This is a genomic window from Sporosarcina sp. SAFN-015 (assembly GCF_051966875.1).
Taxonomy (GTDB): domain Bacteria; phylum Bacillota; class Bacilli; order Bacillales_A; family Planococcaceae; genus Sporosarcina.
Genome location: NZ_JBQCKP010000005.1, coordinates 66,054 through 88,761, shown reverse-complemented (window position 1 = coordinate 88,761; position 22,708 = coordinate 66,054). Strand labels below are relative to the sequence as shown.

Here is a 22,708-nt window from a genome sequence, read left to right as displayed (position 1 = left end):
AGTGGGAGGGGCCCTCGTGTTAATGAAAATGAAAATGAGAATGAGTATACTCGCAATTATCGATTCCCTTATTGTTCTATTTTCGATCTATGTCGGGTATTTCATCTTGTATCCGCACATCAATGTATTTACTAATAAAGTGCTCTTCATATGCGTCATCACAATTCAAATTGCACATCATTACTTTGCGTGGAAGTTTGGGCTTTATAGAAAAGCCTGGTCCTACGCGTCGACTGGTGAACTGAATTCGATCTTCAAGGCAGTAACGTTGACTATAACAGTTGTCATGGTCGTCCAACTTGTCCTCATGTATAACGTATCTTATAGAGCGCTCATTCTCACATGGATGCTGCATATTCTTTTAATCGGAGGATCGAGATTATCTATTAGACTCATGAGTGAAACGGTAAATCGACAAAAGAACATTGAGGCAACCCGCGTAATGATTGTCGGAGCAGGGAAGGCAGGGACAATGATAGCTCGCCAAGTCCTCCAGAATCCCGAATCAGGAATGAAACCTGTACTATTCGTTGATGATAATCGATCTAAAACCGGATTAGAGATTTATGGAGTGAAAGTTGCAAGCGGCACAATGGATATTCCGAAGCTCGTAAAAGAATATGATATTGAAAAAATTGTTATTGCTATTCCATCCTTATCAAAACAGAATATGGTGAGCCTTTCAAAACGGTGTATTGAAACGGGAGTAAAGACAATGACAATCCCACGTATCGAGGATTTGATGACGGGAAAAGTTTCTGTCACTGACATGCGTGACGTAAAAATAGAAGATCTCCTCGGTAGAGAAGAAGTTGAGCTTGATTTGAAAGCAATTGAAGAAAAGCTTGCAAATAAAACAATTCTTATCACAGGCGCGGGAGGGTCAATAGGGTCTGAAATTTGCCGGCAAGTAAGTAAATTCAAGCCTAAAAGTATCATACTTATAGGTCATGGTGAAAATTCAATTTACAACATAGATATGGAATTACGAAAGAATGTGGATGTTCATACAAAAATTATCCCGATTATTGCTGATATTAAAGACCGTTTGAGGATCTTAGAAATAGTCAGTGAGTTTAAGCCGGATGTTATCTATCATGCGGCAGCATATAAACATGTCCCTTTGATGGAAGCAAATCCAAAGGAAGCCGTCAAAAATAACATATTCGGTACGAAAAATATCGCCGAAGCGGCAGACGCGTATGACGTCACGTATTTTGTCATGGTCTCTACGGACAAAGCAGTTAATCCTACGAATGTCATGGGTGCGTCGAAACGGTTCGCTGAAATAATTGTGCAGAACCTTGCGAAAGAAAGCAAAACGAAGTTTGCTGCAGTGCGTTTTGGGAATGTGTTAGGGTCTCGAGGAAGTGTAGTCCCACTGTTTAGAGAACAGATTAAAGAAGGCGGCCCGATTACTGTCACAGACCCCGAGATGACAAGATATTTTATGACAATACCAGAGGCTTCTCAGCTTGTCATTCAGGCTGGTACGCTTGCTATGAAGGGAGAGGTGTTTGTACTCGACATGGGCGAACCGGTAAAAATAATCGATTTGGCAAAAAACTTAATTAAACTATCGGGGTATAGCGAAGATGAAATAGAAATAGTTTTCTCTGGAATTCGTCCAGGCGAAAAACTTTTTGAAGAGCTTCTGAATGAAGACGAGATTCAAACCAATCAAATCTTCCCTAAAATTTATGTAGGAAAATCAGCACCGATAAGCAAGGAAGAAATGAACAGCATACTTGAAAAACTTTTGGATATGCCGGTAGATGAAATGACGAAGACGTTAATTGAAGTAGCTAACCGCAAAACATCTGTAGCATGAAATATATTTTAATATTGAATGGGACAGAATATAGTATTCATGAAGTTTAGATTATTATCATTCGACTATACGAAGGAGATAATAATGAATTCGAACAAAATGATCCCCATCCTTCTTGGTGTTGCATTGAGCTCTACATCCTTTACGAAAGTAAGGTTTTTTGGACCTGTTGGAATAGGTGAATTGTTATTAACAATTACGGTAATCATGCTGGTCATTCAACTGGCATACAACCAAAAAATATATGTAACTGAAAAAAGTATTAAACTTGTTTCTCTTTTATATTCATTTATATTATTGGCTTTCATTTCAAATCTTTTCGGCGCGTTCAAAGGATCAATTGAAATTATAGACTTTAGGGATACAATTGCATTTTTACTACCAATCGTTTTAATCATTCTCGTAGTACATTTACCTGATTATCAAGACGTATTAACAAAAGCCGCTCTATTTTTTTATATTTTTTCGCAAGTATATATTTATTGCTGCTTATTGTATATATTGTTCATTCGTAAAATCTTCTATATAGATTTCCTTTATTATTACTCGACAAGATTTAGTGGACTTTCACTTAACCCCAATCAATTAGCAATATTGACCCTACTCCTTCCAATTATCTCTTTATATTTAATGAACAGTAAAAAAATACCGGTTTACCTAGGATTTCTAAATATAGTCGCAGCTGTCTGGGTCGGATTAAAAATAGAAAGCGATGCCTTAATATTGACTTGGATCGTATCACTTCTTATATATTGTTACGTTATTTTCTTCAAGGCGATGAAATTTAAAAAAAATGTAAAAGTGATCATAAATATTTTCGTCCTTTCATTTCTTGTAAGTATGCTGAAAATATCATTAGATATTGTTAAAAGTGTATCAAATTCGTTTAACGAAGTAAGCAATCAATCGTCTATAAGATATATCTTATGGGAAAACGGAATAAAAGCATTCGCTGGATCACCTTTAATTGGAAATGGAACTAAATCACAATCTGGCTTAACTTCTCCTTTCGAAGGAGTGGAAGCACATAATACGTTAATCGATTTAATTTCTATGTTAGGTCTACTTGGATTAATAATTATTCTACTACTATTCTTTTGGGCGACTATTAATTCACGAAATAATCTATATTACCTTATTTTATTATTACAAGTATTATTTTTTTCTAACTTTCACAATGTAATGAGGCAACCGATATTCTGGTTTGTCCTATTTATTCTATTGTTGAATAGTCAAAAGCAGGAATTGATACCATCCAATGTAGGGAACGAAATTGGCTAGCGTGCACTCTAATTGCTTGGGGAGGGATGGGCTTAGTAATGTGTGGTTTTACTGGAGTTTTAAATAAATTAAGCGCTGAATTACAGTTTCAGGACAATGAACTACTACATGCTGTGGCTGAACAATCGACTTTTTATAAAACGAATTCTAAAACAATTAGATTTACCGGAAAAATATACAATGCTCAAGAGCTAAAGAAGAAATTTGAAAATGACAATCATCAATTTAAAACCAATACTGATTCTGAATTGATCCTTACCATGTATGAACAATACGGTGAACGCTTCATGAATTATTTGCATGGTTCGTTTGCCATTGCAATTTGGGATGAAGCTAAAAAGGAATTAGTCATGGTAAGAGATAGAGTAGGTAAAAAACCATACTATTATTGTAATGGGCATGATAAGTTGCTATTTGGCTCAAATTTGAAAAAAATACTAGCTGATAACAAGCAAGAAATCAATTTCGAAGCAGTAGAGAGTTTTTTGCGTTTTTATTATATCCCGCAGCCAATAACAATATTTGAGAATGTCTTTCAATTAATGCCGGGACATTATATTACTTATTCTTTAGAAAAAGATACTTTGAAAGCAATGAAATATTGGGACATAAAACAAGATATTGCTGAAATAGATGATTCTTATCAATCTATTCAAAAAAGGTTAAGGGAGACGTTAACTAGCTCTGTTAAAGAACGTATGGAGAGCGAAGAAGCTGCTGGCGCATTTTTAAGCGGAGGCATTGACTCAAGTATTGTTGTAGGTTTGATGGCTGAACAGTCAAAGAATCCTCTCAATACGTTTACGATTGGCTATAAAAATCAAAAACAATACGATGAGTCAGCTTTAGCGAAGCAAGTTTCAAAACTGCATAATACTACTCATCATGAACTATTTATCGAATTTAATGATTTACAGGAAGTCATAGAAACAATTATAGGAAAAATGGAAGAGCCCTTTGCCGATTCCTCCGCTATTCCAACGTACTACGTTTCCCGGCTAACTAAAAATCATAGTTCTATCGCTTTAAGTGGCGATGGTGGGGATGAGTTATTTGCCGGTTATAATAAATACACAAGTGTCTATTATCAGCAGCTGTATTATAAAATTCCAAAGCTGATTAGAGAGAAGATCATTGAAGCTCCATTGCGTTTAATTCCTGAAGACAAAAGAAATCCAATTACTTCATTCGCCATGAAAGCGAAGAAGTTCGTCAGAAGCGCTACGACCGAAACCTTTCAAATGCATGTTAATCTAATGGAATCATACGGCCAAGACGAGATTTCTCGATTAGTTAAAAATAAATCTTCCAATAGATTCAATGTGGATCAACAGTTGCTTCATTACTTTCAGTATTTAAACACGAATGAGCCAGTAAATCGGATGATGTACACCGATTTCAAATTCGCTTTACCAAATGACATGCTCGTAAAGACCGACCGAATGAGTAAAATAAATGGGTTAGATATACGTTCACCTTTTCTCGATCATCAAGTAGTGGAATTGGCGTATGAAATTCCTTTGAAATACAAAAAGCGAGGCGCGCAAGGGAAAATCATACTGAAAGAGACGTTTTCGGACTTACTCCCCAAGGATATACTTACTGCCAAAAAGAGGGGATTTGAAATCCCTTTAACTGAATGGTTCAAGAATGAACTAAAAGAGTTGGTAGTTACCTCTCTGTCTAAAGAAAAAGTAGAAAAGGCAAACCTCGTTCATTTCCATATCGTTGAAATCATCATTGAAGAGCATATGAAGAGTAAAAAAAATCACGCCAACCTTATATGGAGTCTTATTGTTTTACACAAATGGTATGAAAACTTCCTTAGACATATTGAGGGAGGAGAAAAATGAAGGTATTGATTACAGGTTCATCCGGTTTTATAGGCTTTCATTTATCGGAAAAATTGTTATCCATGGGTCTTGAAGTCGTTGGTGTAGACAACATGAACAATTATTATGAAACTTCATTAAAGGAAGCAAGGCTAGAAAAACTCATTCATCATAAGTGTTTCAAGTTCTACCATACTGATTTAGTAGACCGGGAGAAAGTTCAAACGGTATTTAGTGAAAATGAAATCGATATCGTTATTAATTTAGCTGCACAAGCAGGTGTGAGATATAGCATTGAGAATCCTTATGTCTACATCGATTCGAATATCGTCGGCTTTATCAATGTGTTGGAAATGTGTCGTCAGCATAAGGTGAAGCAATTGATATATGCATCGTCCAGCTCCGTTTATGGTGCCAATACAACATTGCCATTCTCCGTGCACGATACGATCGATCATCCTCTCAGTTTATACGCGGCGACTAAGAAAGCGAATGAACTGATGGCGCATACGTATAGCAGCCTTTACAAATTACCGACGACGGGTCTTCGGTTCTTTACGGTATACGGACCGTGGGGGCGTCCGGATATGGCTCTCTTCAAGTTTACGAAAAATATTATTGAAGGAAAGCCGATCGATATATATAACAATGGAAACATGATGCGCGATTTCACATACGTAGATGACATTGTAGAATCCATTTCCCGTCTTCTTCATAAGCCCGCCATGCCTAATCCGAATTGGTCCGGGGAAAATCCGGATCCCGGCACGAGCTATGCCCCTTACCGAGTCTACAACATTGGAAATAGTAGCCCGGTGAACTTAATGGACTTCATTTCTGCTATTGAAGAAAAGCTAGGAAAAGTAGCGGTAAAGAACTTCATGCCATTGCAGGAGGGGGATGTCCCTGCCACTTACGCAAATGTCGATGACTTATATCAAGAAATCGATTTCAAACCAAAAACATCCATCAAAGATGGCGTCGACAAATTTGTTGACTGGTATTTGGCGTATTATCAAATAAAGTTGTGAAAGGGTCGTCTGTGATGGATAGAAAAATAGCTGTTATCGGCTTGGGATATGTAGGGTTACCTGTGGCGGTTGCTTTTGGAAAAAAACATCCGGTAATCGGTTTCGATATTAACGAACATCGAATATCTACATTACAGATCGGCGTCGATTATACAAATGAAGTTCAGGTGAACGATTTAAAGGAAGCGCAAATTGAATTCACATTTGATAGTGAAAAATTAAAGGAGGCAGACTTTATGATCGTGTCTGTCCCTACACCAATTGATGCACATAACCGACCTGATTTGTCACCATTGCAGCATGCTTCCGAAACAGTGGGGAAAAATCTTCATAAAGGGACAATTGTTGTTTACGAGTCAACCGTCTATCCAGGCGCTACCGAGGAAGTGTGCATACCTATATTGGAAAAGCATTCAGGCTTAAAGGCGGGCATTGATTTTTTTGTCGGTTACTCTCCAGAACGAATTAATCCTGGTGATAAGGAACATACATTTACGAAGATCACAAAAGTTGTATCGGGTCAGACGCCAGAAGTGTTGGACATCATTGCACAAGTTTATAGCGATGTTGTCGAAGCAGGTGTATATAAAGCGAGCACCATCCGTGTTGCAGAAGCCGCAAAGGTAATTGAAAACACACAAAGGGACGTCAATATTGCACTTATGAATGAATTAGCCTTAATATTTGACAGCCTCGGGATTGATACTGCAGAAGTGTTGGAAGCGGCAAGTACGAAATGGAACTTCCTTAACTTCTTCCCAGGGCTAGTCGGTGGTCATTGTATCGGTGTAGATCCTTACTACTTGACTTATAAAGCGCAAGCAGTCGGCCACTATCCGGAAGTGATCCTTGCAGGTCGTCGGATCAATGATAGTATCGGACGTTATATTGCACGGGCATTAGTGAAAAAAATGATAAAACTCAATTTGCCTGTACAAGGTGCGAAGGTAACAGTTCTTGGATTGACTTTTAAAGAAAATGTCCCAGATCTTCGCAACTCTAAAGTAATTGACGTCATTCGAGAGTTGCAGGAATTTGGGGTGGAAGTGCAAGTAGCCGATCCGCATGCAGATGTGGATGAGGCCTTTGCTGAATATCAACTCGCATTGACACCTTACGAAAAGCTGCCGCCTGCAGACGCCGTTGTGTTAGCCGTATCTCATATGGAATATGTCAATGAAGGTTGGACCCAGTTCGATCGGTTATTAAAACATGGCAAAGGGATCGTTATGGATATTAAAAGTGTGTTCGACAAGACGACTAAGCCCGATCAGATTCAATTATGGAGACTATAATGAAGGTTTTACAAATTACGAATGTAAGTTTTACAGTTAAGAAGTTTTTGCTTCCGCTTATAGATGAGATGAGTAAACAGAAATACGACGTTCACATCGCTTGTTATAAAGATCCGACAAGATATGAAATTGAAAAGGATGGGTATGTCGTTCACCACATACCGTTTCAACGAAATTTGAATGTCTTTAGCCACTTGAAAAGCATGCTAGCTTTGGTCAAATTGATAAGAAAAGAAAGATTTGACATCGTCCACTCACATACCCCAGTTGCCAGTCTCGTTGCTCGATTGTCAGCACGATTGGCTAACGTACCTTTAATCGTTTATACCGCACACGGATTTTACTTCCACGAAAATATGAAACCAATACCCTATAAGATCATTTATTCGCTTGAAAAGATTTGGGCGAAATATTTCACCGATAAACTATTCTTCCAAAGCAAAGAAGACTATGAATTGGCCTTAGCAAAAGGCTTTCAAAAACCGGAAAACCTTATTCATATTAATAATGGTGTGTCGGGTGATCGATTTAACCCCGCATTATATAGCAGAGTGAAGAGCAGAGAGTCGTTAGGAATTACGAATGAAAAAGTGATTATGTTTGTCGGGAGATTAGTGAGAGAAAAAGGCATCGTTGAACTTTTAGAAGCATTTCAATTGGTTCGGGACGAAATGAAGGACGCAACGTTAATGATAGTAGGGGATTCAGTTACCGGCGATCGGGATGGACTGGATGTTGAACAGCTTATTCAATCGATGCCAATGGAAACAAAAGAGAGAATTCGACTCTTAGGAATGAGAGAGGATATACCGGAACTATTATGTGCTGCGGATTTGTTTGTATTGCCATCGTACCGTGAAGGGCTGCCACGTTCCATCATTGAAGCGATGGCTATGGGCAAACCGATTGTGGCGACGGATGTTCGCGGATGCAGAGAAGAAGTCTTTCCAGATGTGAATGGGTACTTATGCAAGACGAAAGATAGCAGCTCATTGGCAAACACGATCCTTGAAATTATGAAAGATGAGTCCATACTGAAGCGGTTTGGAGAAAACTCACGAAGACTATTTTTGGAAGAGTTCAATGAGAAGGTCGTTTTAGAAAGGCAGATGAATGTATTTAACGAATTTCGAGAGGAAAGGTCGATGAACAAAAGACCAAGGAAGTGAGGAATGAAAAACAATCTTACTTTTTTTGAAAAGGTTGTCAAACGATCTTTTGATCTTTTGTTTTCCATAGTCGGACTCGTACTGACGGGGTGGATTATACTAATTGCTTTCATTATTGCTTCTATTGATACAAGAAGCAACGGTTTTTTCATTCAAGAACGTGTAGGGAAAAACGGGAAGCTTATTAACGTGATCAAAATAAAAACAATGAAACCGGCAGAGAATAATCATTCCACGATAACGACAAGCAGTGATTCAAGAATTACTGTATGTGGACGTTTTTTCAGGAAGACAAAAGTTGATGAGCTTCCGCAGCTATTGAATGTTTTGAAAGGCGATATGAGTTTTGTAGGCCCCAGGCCGGATGTGCCAGGTTATGCAGATAAATTAACTGGGGAAGATCGGGTCATTTTAACGATACGACCAGGAATTACTGGACCTGCGTCGATTAAATATAAAAACGAAGAACAGATATTAGCAAACGTAGACGACCCAAAATGGCATAACGACCATATCCTTTTTCCGGATAAAGTAAAGCTGAACGTGGAGTATATTCGGAACTATCGTTTTTTGAAAGATATCAACTATATTCTCATAACGATATTGGGTGAAAAGAGGAGTTATGATTTGGAGCCGAAAAGGATTTTTCTTTCAGTACCGCATATGAGTGGGAATGAGCAAAAATATATCAATGAAGCATTTGAGTCGAACTGGATTGCACCACTTGGAAAAAATGTGAATGAGTTTGAGAAAGAAATGGCCGAGTATACTGGAGCGGCAGGAGCAGCTGTCTTGTCATCGGGAACAGCCGCCATCCACTTGGCTTTGGAATTGCTAGACGTGAGATATGGAGATGTCGTTTTCTGTTCCAGTTTGACGTTCGTTGCAAGTGCAAATCCAATTTATTATTTGGGCGGTGAGCCTGTTTTCATTGATTCCGAAAATGAGACGTGGAATATGTCCCCCGTTGCGTTAGCGCGGGCAATGAAAGATGCGCAAGCAAAAGGAAAGCTGCCAAAAGCGGTTGTCGTCGTAAACTTGTTTGGCCAAAGTGCAAAGATGGATGAAATATTGGCAATTTGTGATTCTTATGCTGTCCCCGTTATTGAAGATGCTGCTGAATCACTAGGTTCAACTTATAAAGGGAAGCAGAGCGGAACGTTTGGCACGTTTGGCGTCTATTCATTTAATGGCAATAAAATTATTACAACATCGGGTGGCGGGATGCTCGTTTCCGATGATGTTGAAAAATTGGATCGTGCCCGCTTTTTAGCAACCCAAGCGCGTGAGAAAGCTAGGCATTACGAGCATCAAACTGTTGGCTATAACTATCGTATGAGCAATGTTCTAGCGGGAATCGGCCGGGCGCAGTTAGAAGTGCTCGATGATCGTGTAAAAGCTAGAAGAGCTGTATTTGACCGTTATGAAAAAGCACTTGGCGGGATTGATGGGGTAGTGTTCATGCCAGAGCTCGAAGGAACCTATTCGAATCGTTGGTTAACGGCGATGGAAGTGAATCCGGACATAACAGGCGTTACGGCAAATGAACTGATGGATGCCCTGGAAGCGGAAAATATTGAAGCGAGACCGGTTTGGAAGCCGCTTCATTTGCAGCCGTTGTTTAAAGGATGTAAGTTTTATCCGCATGCAGATGATGACATAGTAAGTGAACGCTTGTTTGCAAGAGGGATATGTCTTCCTTCCAGTTCGAAAATGACTGTGAAAGAGCAGGAAAGAGTTATTCGAGTCATTAGAGAGAAATTAAGGTACCGCCAGTAGAGATATGACCTCGTCACATCTCTACTGGAAAGTTAAACTTTGAGGTGTTACTAATTATAAAAAACAGGTGAAAAAATGCCGACTCAGATGTCGTTAAAAAGTAAAACAATCACAGGGCTTTTTTGGAGTTTCACAGATTTAATGGCAAACCATGGGATTCAATTTGGCGTGCAGATTATTCTTGCTCGGTTGCTGCTCCCCGAACATTTTGGAATTATTGGGATGATATTAGTCTTAATATCCGTTTCCAACGCAATTGTAGATAGTGGATTTTCTCAAGCGTTAATACGGGATCAACATACGACACAAGAAGACTATTCAACTGTTTTTTATTTTAACTTTTTTATTTCGTTAGTACTGTATGCTCTATTATTTAGCACGGCTAATTTGATAAGTGTGTTTTTCGAAGAACCACAACTGACAAAAATTATAAGAGTTCTCTCTTTAATATTTATCATCAATTCATTAGCGATTATCCAAAAAGCAATGCTTGTGAAGAGAGTGGATTTTAAAACATTAACAAAAATAAGTGTCATTTCTGTCGTTTTATCCGGAAGTATTACGATTTTATTGGCAATGTCAGGTTTTGGTGTTTGGAGCCTCGTATTCAATATGATCGCTTTGCAATCCATACAGACAGGATTATTTTGGTATTTTAATAAATGGATGCCTTCATTGACATTTAAAATTCAATCATTTAAAAGGTTTTTTAGTTTTGGATACAAGTTATTACTATCAGGGCTAATTGATACTTTTTTCTATTATAGTTACTTCGTTATTATTGGGAAAATGTATTCTTCCAATCAACTTGGTTATTATTCAAACGCAGTAAAAATAAAAGATCTTGCTTCATTTGCAATCGTTTCGACGGTACAGCGCGTCACGTATCCAGTCCTTAGCAGCATTCAGCAAGAAGAAGAACGTTTGAAATATGGGTTTAAGTCCGTTATTAAGACTTCAGCATTTATTAACTTTCCTTTAATGGTTGGTTTAGCAGCAATTGCAAAACCGCTGTTTATTGTATTGTTCGGTATTAAATGGATACATTCGGTTATCTATTTTCAATTATTATGCTTTGCAGGAATGCTTAATCCCATTCACTCTATCAATCTAAATGTTCTTCAAGTTAAGGGTAGATCGGACTTAATCCTGCTATTGGAAATTATTAAAAAGAGTTTATTGGCGATTCTAATTGTATGTTCTTTATTGTTTGGGTTCGGCATTATCGGCTTAATATGGACGACAGTAATTCATTCATTTATTTCTTTTTTAATTAACTCTTACTACTCGGCGAGAGAAATCGATTACTCTTCAATGGAACAGATAAAAGATCTGCTTCCCAGTTTTTTAATCTCTTTTATTATGGGGATTGCAGTCTTCCAGGTTGGTAGAATCGTCGATGAAAATCATCTTCTCCAACTAATTGGGCAAATCACATTAGGTGTAGCCATTTATATAACTATCAGTAAGATATTAAAGGTTAAAGAGTTGAATACCCTGTACCTTATCGTTTTACCAATAGTAAATAGGATTAAAGATTTTAAAGGACCAAGGTGATTAGTAGGACGATTCAAGCAATAAAAGGAGGAGATTATGGAGCTTACACGGATTACATCACTTGATCAACTCGAACAATACCGGGATGATTGGTCGCTCATATTGGAGGAAAATCAGAATACAAATCCGTTTATTGAATTTGTTTGGGTTTATGAATGGTGGAAGCATTTTGGCGGCGAATATAATATGGAAATTATGCTCTTCAAACAAGATGATAGGCCAATTGGATTTGTTCCATTGATCCACAAAAAAAGATGGTTTGGTCATACGTATACTTTTATGGCTTTCGGTCATGCGAATTATATGGATTTTGTTGTATATAACCATTTGTTAAAAGACGTTATTGAATCCACATTCGATGAATTAATAAAAGAGAAAAAGAATGTAGTGTTTTACTTATACGGGTTATTAGAAAGTACTGAGACGCCAAAAAACATTGAGGATTATTTACGACAACGAAAATACAGTTTTTCACTTCACCGAGTAATTACTCCATACATTAATTTAAAAGATATAAAACATGAAGATTATATGGATAAAAGAAAGAAACTACATCGGCTGGATAAAAGAGAAAAGCGGTTACGGGAAAATGGAGAAGTCAAATTTTCGCGTAGCGGACAAGAAGAAATGGATACAGTCTTTCAACTCCATGACAATCGATGGAAGAAAAAGCGAGACACGAGCGGATTTACGAATGACAAGGATAAAGAATTTTACCGAAGTCTTGTAGGTATACAGGAAGGACCGATGCAAACGGAACTTGATGCACTTTACATTAATGATACGATGATTGCTTTCCATTACGGATTCAAATGTCGGGGAAGAGTGCTTTCGTATGTGTTAGGTTTTGATGATAACTTTGAACCGTTCGGGCCGGGAAGAATACTGGAAAGAGAAAAGATTTTGCAATGCAAAAAAGATAGGATTACGGTATTTGACCTAAGTATCGGATATGAACCATACAAATTTGCGTTGAATACAAATGTAGATTACACAAGAAAAATGATTTTCTCATCTTCTGTAATGACCGCGAAAATTAGACGATTCTTATTATCGATGAAGGAATCTTTAATCGAACGATTAAAGAAGAATTATGAATTCGTGTTGTTTATTCGCATTACAATCGGCAAGTTTCTTTTTGTTATCCGTAATTTATTCAACAAGACAGAATCAGATGGTGCAAGGAGAGAGTTGCATGCGTTTTTGTCGCGTATTAAAAAGTACTTATATGAAAAAGAGCGATATGTAGTTTATCGAATGGAGAATAAAGACGTTCCTGAATTAGCAATCACTGAAGACATTATCGAATTGACAATAAACGATGCGATGAGTAGTCCAACCATTTCCCCCAAAAAATTAAAGGAAATTTGCGAGAAAATGTATCGTGGATATAAGGGGTATTATCCGGCAGGCAATCTAGTATTCGAAAATATAATTTGGATGAATGACAAAGTACTTCGAATTGGCCCTATTTCTTATAGTGAACGACTCGGGAGAAAAGCAATTCATTTCAAGAATTGGCATGAGGGCAATTTGGAGGCTGCATGCTCCTTTGTCAAGAAGAACAATAAGGCAAAAACAGTGTTTGTAACTGTAAAAGACGAATTTGGAAATAAGCCTAATGTTCTCGAAACTATAGGCTTTTCCATTGATAAGCAGATTGAAAAACGAACATTTTTTGGAAATGAAAAATATGAAATCATAGAATGAAAAGGAAGTAGGATGAATCATACTATTGAAAGGAGGAAAATATGGAGCTTGCACGGATTACATCGCTAGATCAACTTGATAAGTACCAGGATGATTGGTCGCTCATCTTGGAGGAAAATCAGAATACAAATCCGTTTATCGAATTTGTCTGGGTTTATGAATGGTGGAAGCATTTTGGCGATGTATACGATGTAGAAATTATACTCGTAAAATTAGATGGAAGACCAATTGGATTTTTTCCTTTTATCCACAAAAGTAGATGGTTCGGACATACGTATTCTTTTATAGCTCTCGGAATCGCAAATTATATGGATTTCGTTGTTTATAATCATTTGAAGGAAGATGTCATCGAATTCGTATTTGATGAACTAGTAAAAGTACAAAAGAACGTTGTTTTTAATTTACATGGATTACTTGAAAGTGACAAAACTCCGGAAAGGATAGAGGCTTATCTAGAGAAACGAAAATATAACTTTTCGATTCATCGAGTGGTCACCCCCTTTATTCATTTGGGAGAAATAGATCTTGAAGAATTTAGCAGCAAAAGAAAAAGACTTTATCGGATTGATAGAAGGGAAAAGCGATTACGAAAAAATGGAGCAGTGAAGTTTTTACAAAGCGGCCAAGAAGACTTGGATTCGGTCTTTCAATTGTTTGATAAAAGGTGGAAGAAAAGAAGGACTACAAGTGATTTTACGAGTGATAGAGGAAAAGCGTTTTTTCGCAGTCTTGCTCGTATTCACGAAGGGCCAATGCAAACTGAAATAGATGGACTTTATATAAACGACAGGATGATTGCTTTTCAGTATGGTTTCCTTTGTCGGGAAAGATTTGTTGGGTATGTAAAGAGCTATGATGATGATTTCGATGTGTTCGGTCCGGGAGTAATTTTGGAAAAACAAAAGACATTACAATGTAAAAGAAATGGAATTATAATATTTGATTTAAGTATTGGATATGAACCATCCAAATTCGAATTGAATACAGGTGAAGATTATACAAGTAAAATGATTTTTTCTTCTAATTCGGTGATCGGAAAGTCTATTCGACGCTTTTTTACATTGAAGGAATCTTTGCGAGAGCGAATGAAAAAAAATTACCGCTTCGTTCTATTTATCCGAAATACAATTGGAAAGATGCTTTTCGTTACTAGGAATCTATTCAGAAATACAGAATCAAAAGCAATTAAGGAAGAAATAGTAGCGTATTGGACTCGGGTCAAAAAGTATTTATATGATAGAAAGAAGTACATTGTTTATAAAATAGAGAATAAAGATCTTCCGGATTTACCTGATACAGGGGACTTTCACGAATTGACGATTGGAGATGCTGTAGATTGTCCTAGTATTGCAAATAGCTATATGAAGGAAATTTCTAAAAAGTTATTTGCCGGTTATCAAGGATATTATCCCGCAGATTGTTTGTCTATGAATTCAATCTTTTGGTTGAATGAAAGAGTATTACGTATTGAAAACATATCTTATGCAGAAGAACTTCATAAGAGTTCAGCCTCCTTACAAAATTGGTCGGTTGAAAACTTGGAGAAAATATGTTCATTCGTGAAAAGAAAAAATGCGGCTAGTACTCTGTATGTGAGCGTTGAGGAAGGGGCTACATACAAAATAGCCAAACTGGAAGATTTAGGATTTACAATAAGGAAATATGTGTTCAAAAGGACGTATTGTGGTTTTGTAAAAGAGATCATTAAACCTCTAGAAGATTCAGGATGAAATCTATTAAAACAAAGGTTAGGAGAATTCATATTCAAGAAGAATAGTGTGAGCAAAAAAGGAGCAATCATCATCTCGCTTGATTTTGAATTGAATTGGGGGGTACATGATGTTGTTCCATTAGAAAAATATAAAGAAAATCTCTTAGGTGTTCGAGAAGCAATACCGCAAATGCTAGAATTATTTCAACGCTATGATATTCATGCTACATGGGCAATTGTGGGAATGCTCTATTGTGAAAATAAAAAAGAGTTGTTGAATAGTCTGCCTTCAATCCAACCAAACTATGAAAACAGTAATTTTTCTCCCTATAAAAAACTAAACGATATTGGAACAGATGAGAAAAGTGACTTGTTTCATTATGCAAAGTCATTAATAAAACAAATTGAAATATATCCGAATCAAGAAATTGCAACACACACATTTTCACACTACTATTGTTTAGAAAAAGGACAAAACGAAGAAAGTTTTGAAGCGGACTTACAAGCCGCGATAAACATTGCAAATGGAAACGGCCATGTTGTTAAATCGCTAGTGTTTCCAAGAAACCAGATGAATCAAAGTTATTTACAAGTATGTAAAAAGCACGGGGTTCAATGTTTTAGAGGAAATGAACTAGGATGGCCTTATAGGGCAAGTCGTTTCCATAGCGAAGGGATTCTGAAAAGAGTACTTAGATTATTGGATAGTTATTTTAATATTTGCGGACATGATACGTATCCGATGACTGAAGTTGAGACAGAACCGATCGTCAACTTGCCTTCCAGCAGATTTTTAAGGCCTTACATTGCCAGGTTGAAGATTTTAGAACCTTTGCGTTTAAGAAGAATTAAAAAAAGCCTAACGCACGCCGCTCGGAGAGGTGAAGTGTTTCATCTCTGGTGGCATCCTCATAATTTCGGTAAAAACATCGATGAAAATATTCAATTTTTGACTGAGATTCTACAGTTAGTATCGCAATTGAGGAGTGAATACGGCTTCGAGAGTCTTAGTATGGCAGAAGCCTCGGACATAGTATTAACGGTGAATAGATGAATGGGAAAACCTCCATCCAAGATTGAACTGGATGGAGGTTTACTTTGTAAGGTTCGTCAAAAACAAGTAAATTGGTCAATCCGATTCAAGTCAATACCGAAATACTCCCAACGTCGACGGCTAGGTCTCCAGCGGTATCCTGCCACAGATGTACGACCGACGAATGTAGGGAAGTACCAGAATCCATTACGTCTTGATGTCCAGACGTAAGTGTATCTGAATAGACATCCTCTAATAGCACCTGGGTCTACTGCGAAAAGCTGCGCTTGATTCCCACCCGGGTAGGATGGTGTGTAGTTTGGTGGTGGTGAAGATGGCGCTTGTTGTCCGCCTTGACCGCCTTGCCCCGGCGGGAATCCACCGCCTGGGAATCCGCCGCCTGGGAATCCGCTGCCTGGAAATCCACCACCAGGAAATCCGCCACCTGGAAACCCTGGTGTTTGCCCTGGTGGAAATCCTCCTGGAAAACCTGGCCCGCCTTGACCCGGAGGAAATCCGCCGCCTGGGAAGCCCGGTCTGCCTTGCCCTGGAGGAAATCCTGGAAATCCCGGTATTCCAAATTGTGCCACCCCGTTGTACTCTCCCCAATTCATTTCAGGATATTGCATTCCCATAGAGGACATCCAGTCCGTTCCGTAGTTTGGCATGCCAGTACCCGGCATGAATCCACCCATTCCCTGTCCTTGCATTCCATCAACCTCCCCTGTATATCCTTCCGGTAGTTGTGGATACCACTGTTCTTCTTCGTAATTCATGTTCGTCATCATTTCTCTCCCTTCAAGCGATTCCTCCTATCTTATGTCCCTATGAGAGAAATGGGTTGGACTCTTGGGTAAGGAAAAATTTTTCTACTACATCACCACACTAAAACAACATCACATTACTATAGAACAAATTTTCGTAAAAATCGCCAAAATCCTTTTAACTTCGTGTACGATGACAGTATGAATACGATTTTTTTTAGATGAAAGGATGTTTTGGATGATTGAATTAACTGGAGCCTCTCTAACACTCGAACAAATGGAAAGTATTTTATATAAAGGGAAACAGGTTGAGTTAAATGTTGATGCTTTAGAACGCGTGCGAAAAAGCAGGGAAGCTGTTAATCGAATCGTCGAGAATGATAAAACGGTATATGGCATTAATACTGGCTTCGGCAAATTCAGCGATGTGAAAATTGATGAAAAAGATACGAAGGCATTACAATTGCATTTAATTCGCTCACATGCTTGCGGCGTTGGTGAACCTTTTTCTGAAACTGTATCGCGGGCTATGGTCGTACTGCGTTTGAATGCGTTGTTGAAAGGCTTTTCGGGCATACGAGTAGAGGTGCTGGAACGTTTTGCATTCATGGTGAATAATGGAATCCGCCCTGTCATACCGCAACAAGGGTCGCTCGGTGCGTCAGGAGACCTTGCACCGCTATCTCATTTGGCGTTAGTGCTGTTAGGGGAAGGATTTGTTTGGAAAGATGGCGGGCATGTGCCTGCAGAGCAAATTTGGAAGGAATTCGGAATAGAGCCGATCGTTCTTGAAGCGAAGGAAGGACTTGCGTTGATTAATGGCACGCAGGCAATGACGGCGCAAGGAGTCGTTAATTACTTGGAGGCAGAGAAGCTCGCATATAGCAGCGAATGGATCGCCGCTATGACAATGGAAGCGTTACATGGGATTACAGATGCTTTTCATCCAGCAATTCATGAGGCACGCGGTTATAGAGAGCAAGTGGATGTTGCAGCTAGAATATTGGATTGGCTGGAGGATAGCCGCCTTACGACATCACAGGGAGAGACGCGCGTTCAAGACGCCTATTCAATCCGTTGCATCCCGCAAGTCCACGGAGCTAGCTGGCAAGTGCTTTCTTATGTGAAAGAAAAATTGGAGATTGAAATGAATGCGGCGACAGACAACCCTCTCATCTTTGAAGACGGTGAAATTGTCGTGTCGGGCGGAAATTTCCACGGGCAGCCTATCGCATTTGCGATGGACTTTTTGAAAATTGGTGTAGCTGAACTCGCGAATATATCCGAGCGTCGTATTGAGCGACTTGTCAATCCTCAATTGAACGAAGGACTGCCGCCTTTCCTTAGCCCGCAGCCTGGATTACAATCAGGAGCGATGATTTTGCAATACTCAGCAGCGAGCCTTGTGTCGGAAAATAAAACACTGGCACATCCGGCATCCGTCGATTCAATTCCATCTTCCGGCAACCAAGAAGATCATGTGTCGATGGGGACGATCGGTTCCAGGCATGCACAGCAAATTATTAAGAATGCTAGAAATGTATTGGCAATTGAAGCGCTATGCGCCATGACGGGCTGTACTTTCCGTGGTGTTGAAAATATGGCGCCGAAAACGCGCAAGGCACTTGAAGGACTTCTGCAAATCGTAAAACCGATTGATGAAGACCGGATCTTTGGACCGGATATTGAAAAGATTGCAGACTACTTGAATAAATAATTAGTAGAGGCTGCGCGGGAGGTCAGGGAAGACTAGATTACCGCGGCAGTCTTTATTTATATCGCGTCCAAAGCAAGTCGCCGCGCGTCCAAAGTGAGCCGCCGCGCGTCCAAAGTGAGTCGCCGCGCGTCCAAAGCGAGCCGCCGCGCGTCCAAAGTGAGCCGCCGCGCGTCCAAAGCGAGTCGCCGCGCGTCCAAAGCGAACCGCTCCGCGTCCAAAGCGAGTCGCCGCGCGTCCAAAGCGAGTCGCCGGGCGTCCAAAGTGAGCCGCCGCGCGTCCAAAGCGAGCCGCCGGGCGTCCAAAGTGAGCCGCCGCGCGTCCAAAGTGAGCCGCCTCGCGTCCAAAGCAAGTCGCCGCGCGTCCAAAGTGAGCCGCCGCGTGTCCAAAGCAAGCCGCCGCGCGTCCAAAGCAAGTCGCCGCGCGTCTAAAGCGAGTCGCCGGGCGTCCAAAGTGAGCCGCCGCGCGTCCAAAGTGAGCCGCCGCGCGTCCAAAGCAAGTCGCCGCGCGTCCAAAGTGAGCCGCCGCGCGTCCAAAGCAAGTCGCCGCGCGTCCAAAGTGAGTCGCCACGCGTCCAAAGTGAGCCGCCGCGCGTCCAAAGCGAACCGCCACGCGTCCAAAGTGAGCCGCCGCGCGTCCAAAGTGAGTCGCCGCGCGTCCAAAGTGAGTCGCCGCGCGTCCAAAGCGAGCCGCCGCGCGTCCAAAGCGAGTCGCCGCTCGTCCAAAGTGAGAGGGGAGCCCTCCAACTCTATTATAAAATCATCTCCCCATTCACTTCCTCAGCATTTCTAGTCAACTGCACAATATGTGCTGCAGGGTGTTTAATTCTACATAGCTGATCAGCAAGTATTTCTGCGCCAAGCATGCTGTAGACCGTGCCATTTCCTCCGTACCCCAATAGATAAAAATGTTTTTTTCTATGTGGATGTTCGCCAATGAATGGCAAATTGTCTAGAGATTCCCCGAAGGTGGCACAATACGCGTAATCTATTTTTATTTCCAAATGTGGAAAGACTTCATTAAATTTATCTCGCAATTCATTACCACGTTTTGTAAGCAGATCATCCGAAATTTCGACCACGCCATTGTTTTCATCTAATCCTCCAACGATGATCCTCCTGTCTGCAGTCGTTCTCATATAAAGATAAGGGCGTTTTGTCTCCCAAATAAGCGCATTATCATACCAAGCGGGCACCTCTCCCAGCGGCTCGGTCACGATGACGTATGACCGGTTAATATCCGCGCCGTTCCGTTTACCAATCGGTAATGTTTCGTAGCCGGTCGTGAAAATGATATTTTTAGTTTGCATGTCTCCATCTGTTGTAGAGATTCTAAGTATATCTTCAAACTCATTCACATCCAGCATTTCCGTGAATTCGAATAGGTGAGCTCCCTTCGTTTCCGCAAGGTCGAAAATTCCATTTGCAAATGCATAAGGATTCACTTCCGCATCCCTGAATGTCACAATGGCGCATGGTCGATTGATGCCGGTATTGCTTAGTAACGATTCCTTGCCCCAATAGGTGCAGGGAAAGCCGTATTTCGTCAATGTTTGATACTCTTTTTCAATCTTCACCACATCGTCCTCATCACTTGCGTAATAAATACTTTCTTTACGCATGAAATGAGGATCGACTGACAGTTGGCTGGCGACATTCTCCAATTGTCCTACCGCTTCTAGGCAGTTCCTGTAAAAATGAACAGCATCGTTTAGACCGATCTGTTCAATCAATTCATGAAGCATGATATCATTAGAGTATTGCAGAAGACCTGTATTCGCGGACGTGCTTCCAGCCGCAAGTTGCCTTTTATCTAAAACTGCGATTTTTAAATTTCGTTCTACTAAGGATAAAGCGGTCAATGCGCCTGATATACCGCCTCCAACGATGACTGCATCATAGCAATCCTCTTTTTTTGTTTGTTTTTTTCTATGAGTTGATTGATAAGTTGTCGGCCAATACAATGAACCTTTATGTAAATCCATAAGTATACCCCCTTCCTTTTCTATACCCATTTACTAGTGGGGAGAAAAGCGAAATACAAAATTTTAGGAGATGATAGCAATGACTGACGAACATAAGCCGCATATTTTACTAGTAGACGGCATGGCTTTATTATTCAGATCGTTTTTTGCAACTTCAGCGATGGGACATTATTTTCCAAACGACGCAGGAGTACCGACAAACGGAGTTCAAGGATTCGCTCGACATGCATTGACGGCAGCTTCAATTTTCAATCCAACCCATATGGCGGTTTGTTGGGATATGGGTGCACATACATTCAGGAATGATTTGTTTGACGGCTATAAAGCAAACCGTCCTGAACCAGCACCGGAGCTTGTGCCGCAATTTGACATGACACGGGAATTATCCGAACTGATCGGTTGGAAGAACTACGGAATTCCAGGGATGGAAGCTGACGATTTGATCGGCTCGCTCGTTTGTGAATGGGAAGGCAAGGCAGATATCACCATTGTCACGGGAGACAAGGACCTTTTACAGCTATTGCGTCCTGGTGTGAAAATCGCCTTCATGAAAAAAGGGTACAATGTATATGATATTTATTCCGAAGAGCGGTTCGTTGAAGAATACGAGATTACTCCGGAGCGTTTTGTCGAAGTGAAAGCATTCACGGGAGATACGAGTGATGGCTATCCGGGCGTAAAGGGGATCGGCCCGAAAACAGCGTTGAAACTCGTGAAAGAATATGGAACAGTTGAAAATGTCATCGAGTCATTGGCGGAACTCGCACCAGGAATGAGGAAGAAGATTGAAGCGGATATGGATATGCTGCTTTTATCAAAACAGCTAGCACAAATCCATTGCGAGCTTGATTTTGATGAGCCTATCGAGCAATTAAGCCTTCCTGATTTCTCGGGAGTGAGGGAACAATTAGAAGAGAGAGGCTATTCTATGGTCATAAGACAGCTGAACTCTTTATTTCCGGAATTGATTGCTTAATCGCTGGCGTTTAATAAGAACGAAAAACCACTGCTTACTTGGCAGTGGTTTTTCTAATCTTTATAAACGATAAAATTGGCTTGTTAGGTTCATACGGAATAGCGCGGATTCGGCTTTCGCGGTTCCTTCCTCCATTGTCATGAACGAGTAGCGTTAGTCCACTATCGTCTTCTCTATAACCAATGACCGGAACCCAATGATAATCAAAGGCATATTCGCCGAACCAATGAAAAGTGAACCATTTATCGAACTTTGCCGCAACTGGTCGTCCTTCATTGATTTCCTCTTTCAATTCCTCAATGGTACAATGTGCAACTTTCCATCCTGAACCGAGCAGTTTTCGCATGTTGCGGATGAAACGCCATTTAAACAGTCCAATTCGAGTCCCACCAAGAATTCGGTACAGTTCATTTACGTTAATGGTGGAATTATGGAGATGATGTCGGAGGATGGTGAATGCAGTTACCGGACCGCAGGCGGAAGGCTGGAAACGTATATCGATTTCGTCATTATATTGTGATTGACCTTGAAAACCTTCCACCTGTTTCATTTACTATCCCTCCACTAACCGAATTATAGCGAAGCTTTCTGTTCTTTTAGAAGGACTTTAAGTGCCATCCTGAAATTGATATATGATTCAAAGTCCATTTGGACTCCAGCAGCAATGATCTTTCTGACGATTTGCGGATTGAAACCGACTGAGATCGGTCGGACATCCATCAGTTTCAACGTATTGTACAGCATTTGCAGTTCAAGCGCGAGCGAGTCATATTCATGCAATTCCTTCTCATTCAAATCAGCAGCCGTAAAATCGAAAATGACACAAATTACATTACGGTGCTTGTCAAGATATTCTAAGACGAGGGTACGGATCAGCTCAAACCGCTCTGCTCCCGTATAGCCAACAACCGGAACTAGAATTGTGTTATCGACAACTGATGAAATGATGGGTACGGATGATCTTTTGATGGACTCTTCCAAGTCGGCAATTCTTTTTTTATATGTTTCTATTTCTTTTTCGTAATCCATTTGGCACCTCGG

At 40.1% G+C, this 22,708-nt stretch carries 18 protein-coding genes and 1 pseudogene; 14 read left to right on the top strand and 5 right to left on the bottom strand.

Going from position 1 to position 22,708, the window contains the following annotated elements; genetic code table 11:
- The first annotated feature begins 22 nt into the window (after window positions 1-22).
- The 12 genes and pseudogenes from ACTHPA_RS10580 to ACTHPA_RS10525 all read left to right on the top strand — a co-directional run bounded on the left by ACTHPA_RS10580 (window position 23) and on the right by ACTHPA_RS10525 (window position 16,250).
- Complete coding sequence (locus tag ACTHPA_RS10580) at window positions 23-1,831, top strand: polysaccharide biosynthesis protein (RefSeq protein WP_440500386.1); 1,809 nt, start codon at window positions 23-25, stop codon at window positions 1,829-1,831.
- Window positions 1,832-1,915: 84 nt separating this feature from the next.
- Window positions 1,916-3,112, top strand: coding sequence for a hypothetical protein (locus ACTHPA_RS10575; RefSeq protein ID WP_440500205.1), 1,197 nt, complete (start codon window positions 1,916-1,918; stop codon window positions 3,110-3,112).
- A gap of 26 nt (window positions 3,113-3,138) precedes the next feature.
- The gene (gene asnB, locus ACTHPA_RS10570; protein ID WP_440500203.1) at window positions 3,139-4,965 is read left to right on the top strand and encodes an asparagine synthase (glutamine-hydrolyzing); all 1,827 of its coding nucleotides are present in this window, start codon (window positions 3,139-3,141) and stop codon (window positions 4,963-4,965) included.
- Window positions 4,962-5,975 (top strand): NAD-dependent epimerase, encoded by a 1,014-nt coding sequence (locus tag ACTHPA_RS10565; protein ID WP_440500202.1) that lies wholly within the window; start codon window positions 4,962-4,964, stop codon window positions 5,973-5,975. The genes asnB and ACTHPA_RS10565 overlap by 4 nt, the downstream gene beginning before the upstream one ends.
- Before the next feature lie 14 nt (window positions 5,976-5,989).
- Window positions 5,990-7,270: a nucleotide sugar dehydrogenase gene (locus ACTHPA_RS10560; protein ID WP_440500201.1), complete on the top strand. Its 1,281-nt coding sequence runs from the start codon at window positions 5,990-5,992 to the stop codon at window positions 7,268-7,270.
- Window positions 7,270-8,439: a glycosyltransferase family 4 protein gene (locus ACTHPA_RS10555; RefSeq protein ID WP_440500200.1), complete on the top strand. Its 1,170-nt coding sequence runs from the start codon at window positions 7,270-7,272 to the stop codon at window positions 8,437-8,439. Before ACTHPA_RS10560 ends, ACTHPA_RS10555 begins: the two co-directional genes overlap by 1 nt.
- A 3-nt stretch (window positions 8,440-8,442) precedes the next feature.
- Window positions 8,443-9,030: pseudogene (locus ACTHPA_RS10550) on the top strand (sugar transferase); the annotation flags it as partial.
- Between the two features lie 72 nt (window positions 9,031-9,102).
- A complete protein-coding gene (locus ACTHPA_RS10545) occupies window positions 9,103-10,218 on the top strand; it encodes an aminotransferase class I/II-fold pyridoxal phosphate-dependent enzyme (RefSeq protein ID WP_440500385.1) in 1,116 nt (371 codons plus the stop codon).
- A 75-nt stretch (window positions 10,219-10,293) separates the two neighbouring features.
- Window positions 10,294-11,775, top strand: coding sequence for a lipopolysaccharide biosynthesis protein (locus ACTHPA_RS10540; RefSeq protein WP_440500199.1), 1,482 nt, complete (start codon window positions 10,294-10,296; stop codon window positions 11,773-11,775).
- A gap of 36 nt (window positions 11,776-11,811) precedes the next feature.
- A complete protein-coding gene (locus ACTHPA_RS10535) occupies window positions 11,812-13,485 on the top strand; it encodes a GNAT family N-acetyltransferase (protein WP_440500197.1) in 1,674 nt (557 codons plus the stop codon).
- 41 nt (window positions 13,486-13,526) lie between these two features.
- Window positions 13,527-15,215 carry a GNAT family N-acetyltransferase gene (locus ACTHPA_RS10530; RefSeq protein ID WP_440500195.1) on the top strand — a complete coding sequence of 563 codons (1,689 nt, stop codon included), beginning with the start codon at window positions 13,527-13,529 and terminating at the stop codon, window positions 15,213-15,215.
- A gap of 48 nt (window positions 15,216-15,263) precedes the next feature.
- Window positions 15,264-16,250: a polysaccharide deacetylase family protein gene (locus ACTHPA_RS10525; protein ID WP_440500194.1), complete on the top strand. Its 987-nt coding sequence runs from the start codon at window positions 15,264-15,266 to the stop codon at window positions 16,248-16,250.
- 56 nt (window positions 16,251-16,306) lie between these two features.
- Here the strand turns inward: ACTHPA_RS10525 and ACTHPA_RS10520 are convergent, their stop codons facing one another.
- The gene (locus ACTHPA_RS10520; protein ID WP_440500193.1) at window positions 16,307-17,014 is read right to left on the bottom strand and encodes a hypothetical protein; all 708 of its coding nucleotides are present in this window, start codon (window positions 17,012-17,014) and stop codon (window positions 16,307-16,309) included.
- A 217-nt stretch (window positions 17,015-17,231) separates the two neighbouring features.
- On the opposite strand from ACTHPA_RS10520, the gene hutH reads away from it, so the two are divergent.
- Window positions 17,232-18,710, top strand: coding sequence for a histidine ammonia-lyase (hutH, locus tag ACTHPA_RS10515; protein WP_440500192.1), 1,479 nt, complete (start codon window positions 17,232-17,234; stop codon window positions 18,708-18,710).
- 52 nt (window positions 18,711-18,762) lie between these two features.
- On the opposite strand, the gene ACTHPA_RS10510 is transcribed toward hutH, so the two are convergent.
- Window positions 18,763-19,101 (bottom strand): hypothetical protein, encoded by a 339-nt coding sequence (locus ACTHPA_RS10510; protein ID WP_440500191.1) that lies wholly within the window; start codon window positions 19,099-19,101, stop codon window positions 18,763-18,765.
- Between the two features lie 357 nt (window positions 19,102-19,458).
- Window positions 19,459-20,691 (bottom strand): NAD(P)/FAD-dependent oxidoreductase, encoded by a 1,233-nt coding sequence (locus ACTHPA_RS10505; RefSeq protein ID WP_440500189.1) that lies wholly within the window; start codon window positions 20,689-20,691, stop codon window positions 19,459-19,461.
- Window positions 20,692-20,770: 79 nt separating this feature from the next.
- On the opposite strand from ACTHPA_RS10505, the gene ACTHPA_RS10500 reads away from it, so the two are divergent.
- Window positions 20,771-21,667 carry a 5'-3' exonuclease gene (locus ACTHPA_RS10500; protein WP_440500188.1) on the top strand — a complete coding sequence of 299 codons (897 nt, stop codon included), beginning with the start codon at window positions 20,771-20,773 and terminating at the stop codon, window positions 21,665-21,667.
- Between the two features lie 34 nt (window positions 21,668-21,701).
- On the opposite strand, the gene ACTHPA_RS10495 is transcribed toward ACTHPA_RS10500, so the two are convergent.
- The gene (locus ACTHPA_RS10495) at window positions 21,702-22,217 is read right to left on the bottom strand and encodes a C39 family peptidase (protein ID WP_440500186.1); all 516 of its coding nucleotides are present in this window, start codon (window positions 22,215-22,217) and stop codon (window positions 21,702-21,704) included.
- Between the two features lie 23 nt (window positions 22,218-22,240).
- Window positions 22,241-22,696: an STAS domain-containing protein gene (locus tag ACTHPA_RS10490; RefSeq protein ID WP_440500185.1), complete on the bottom strand. Its 456-nt coding sequence runs from the start codon at window positions 22,694-22,696 to the stop codon at window positions 22,241-22,243.
- Window positions 22,697-22,708: the final 12 nt, after the last annotated feature.

Bases quoted from the DNA above. Each gene is read 5' to 3' on its own strand.
- ACTHPA_RS10580 (WP_440500386.1), top strand. From the start codon at position 23: ATGAAAATGAAAATGAGAATGAGTATACTCGCAATTATCGATTCCCTT.
- ACTHPA_RS10575 (WP_440500205.1), top strand. From the start codon at position 1,916: ATGAATTCGAACAAAATGATCCCCATCCTTCTTGGTGTTGCATTGAGC.
- asnB (WP_440500203.1), top strand. From the start codon at position 3,139: ATGGGCTTAGTAATGTGTGGTTTTACTGGAGTTTTAAATAAATTAAGC.
- ACTHPA_RS10565 (WP_440500202.1), top strand. From the start codon at position 4,962: ATGAAGGTATTGATTACAGGTTCATCCGGTTTTATAGGCTTTCATTTA.
- ACTHPA_RS10560 (WP_440500201.1), top strand. From the start codon at position 5,990: ATGGATAGAAAAATAGCTGTTATCGGCTTGGGATATGTAGGGTTACCT.
- ACTHPA_RS10555 (WP_440500200.1), top strand. From the start codon at position 7,270: ATGAAGGTTTTACAAATTACGAATGTAAGTTTTACAGTTAAGAAGTTT.
- ACTHPA_RS10545 (WP_440500385.1), top strand. From the start codon at position 9,103: ATGAGTGGGAATGAGCAAAAATATATCAATGAAGCATTTGAGTCGAAC.
- ACTHPA_RS10540 (WP_440500199.1), top strand. From the start codon at position 10,294: ATGCCGACTCAGATGTCGTTAAAAAGTAAAACAATCACAGGGCTTTTT.
- ACTHPA_RS10535 (WP_440500197.1), top strand. From the start codon at position 11,812: ATGGAGCTTACACGGATTACATCACTTGATCAACTCGAACAATACCGG.
- ACTHPA_RS10530 (WP_440500195.1), top strand. From the start codon at position 13,527: ATGGAGCTTGCACGGATTACATCGCTAGATCAACTTGATAAGTACCAG.
- ACTHPA_RS10520 (WP_440500193.1), bottom strand. From the start codon at position 17,014: ATGACGAACATGAATTACGAAGAAGAACAGTGGTATCCACAACTACCG.
- hutH (WP_440500192.1), top strand. From the start codon at position 17,232: ATGATTGAATTAACTGGAGCCTCTCTAACACTCGAACAAATGGAAAGT.
- ACTHPA_RS10505 (WP_440500189.1), bottom strand. From the start codon at position 20,691: ATGGATTTACATAAAGGTTCATTGTATTGGCCGACAACTTATCAATCA.
- ACTHPA_RS10500 (WP_440500188.1), top strand. From the start codon at position 20,771: ATGACTGACGAACATAAGCCGCATATTTTACTAGTAGACGGCATGGCT.
- ACTHPA_RS10495 (WP_440500186.1), bottom strand. From the start codon at position 22,217: ATGAAACAGGTGGAAGGTTTTCAAGGTCAATCACAATATAATGACGAA.
- ACTHPA_RS10490 (WP_440500185.1), bottom strand. From the start codon at position 22,696: ATGGATTACGAAAAAGAAATAGAAACATATAAAAAAAGAATTGCCGAC.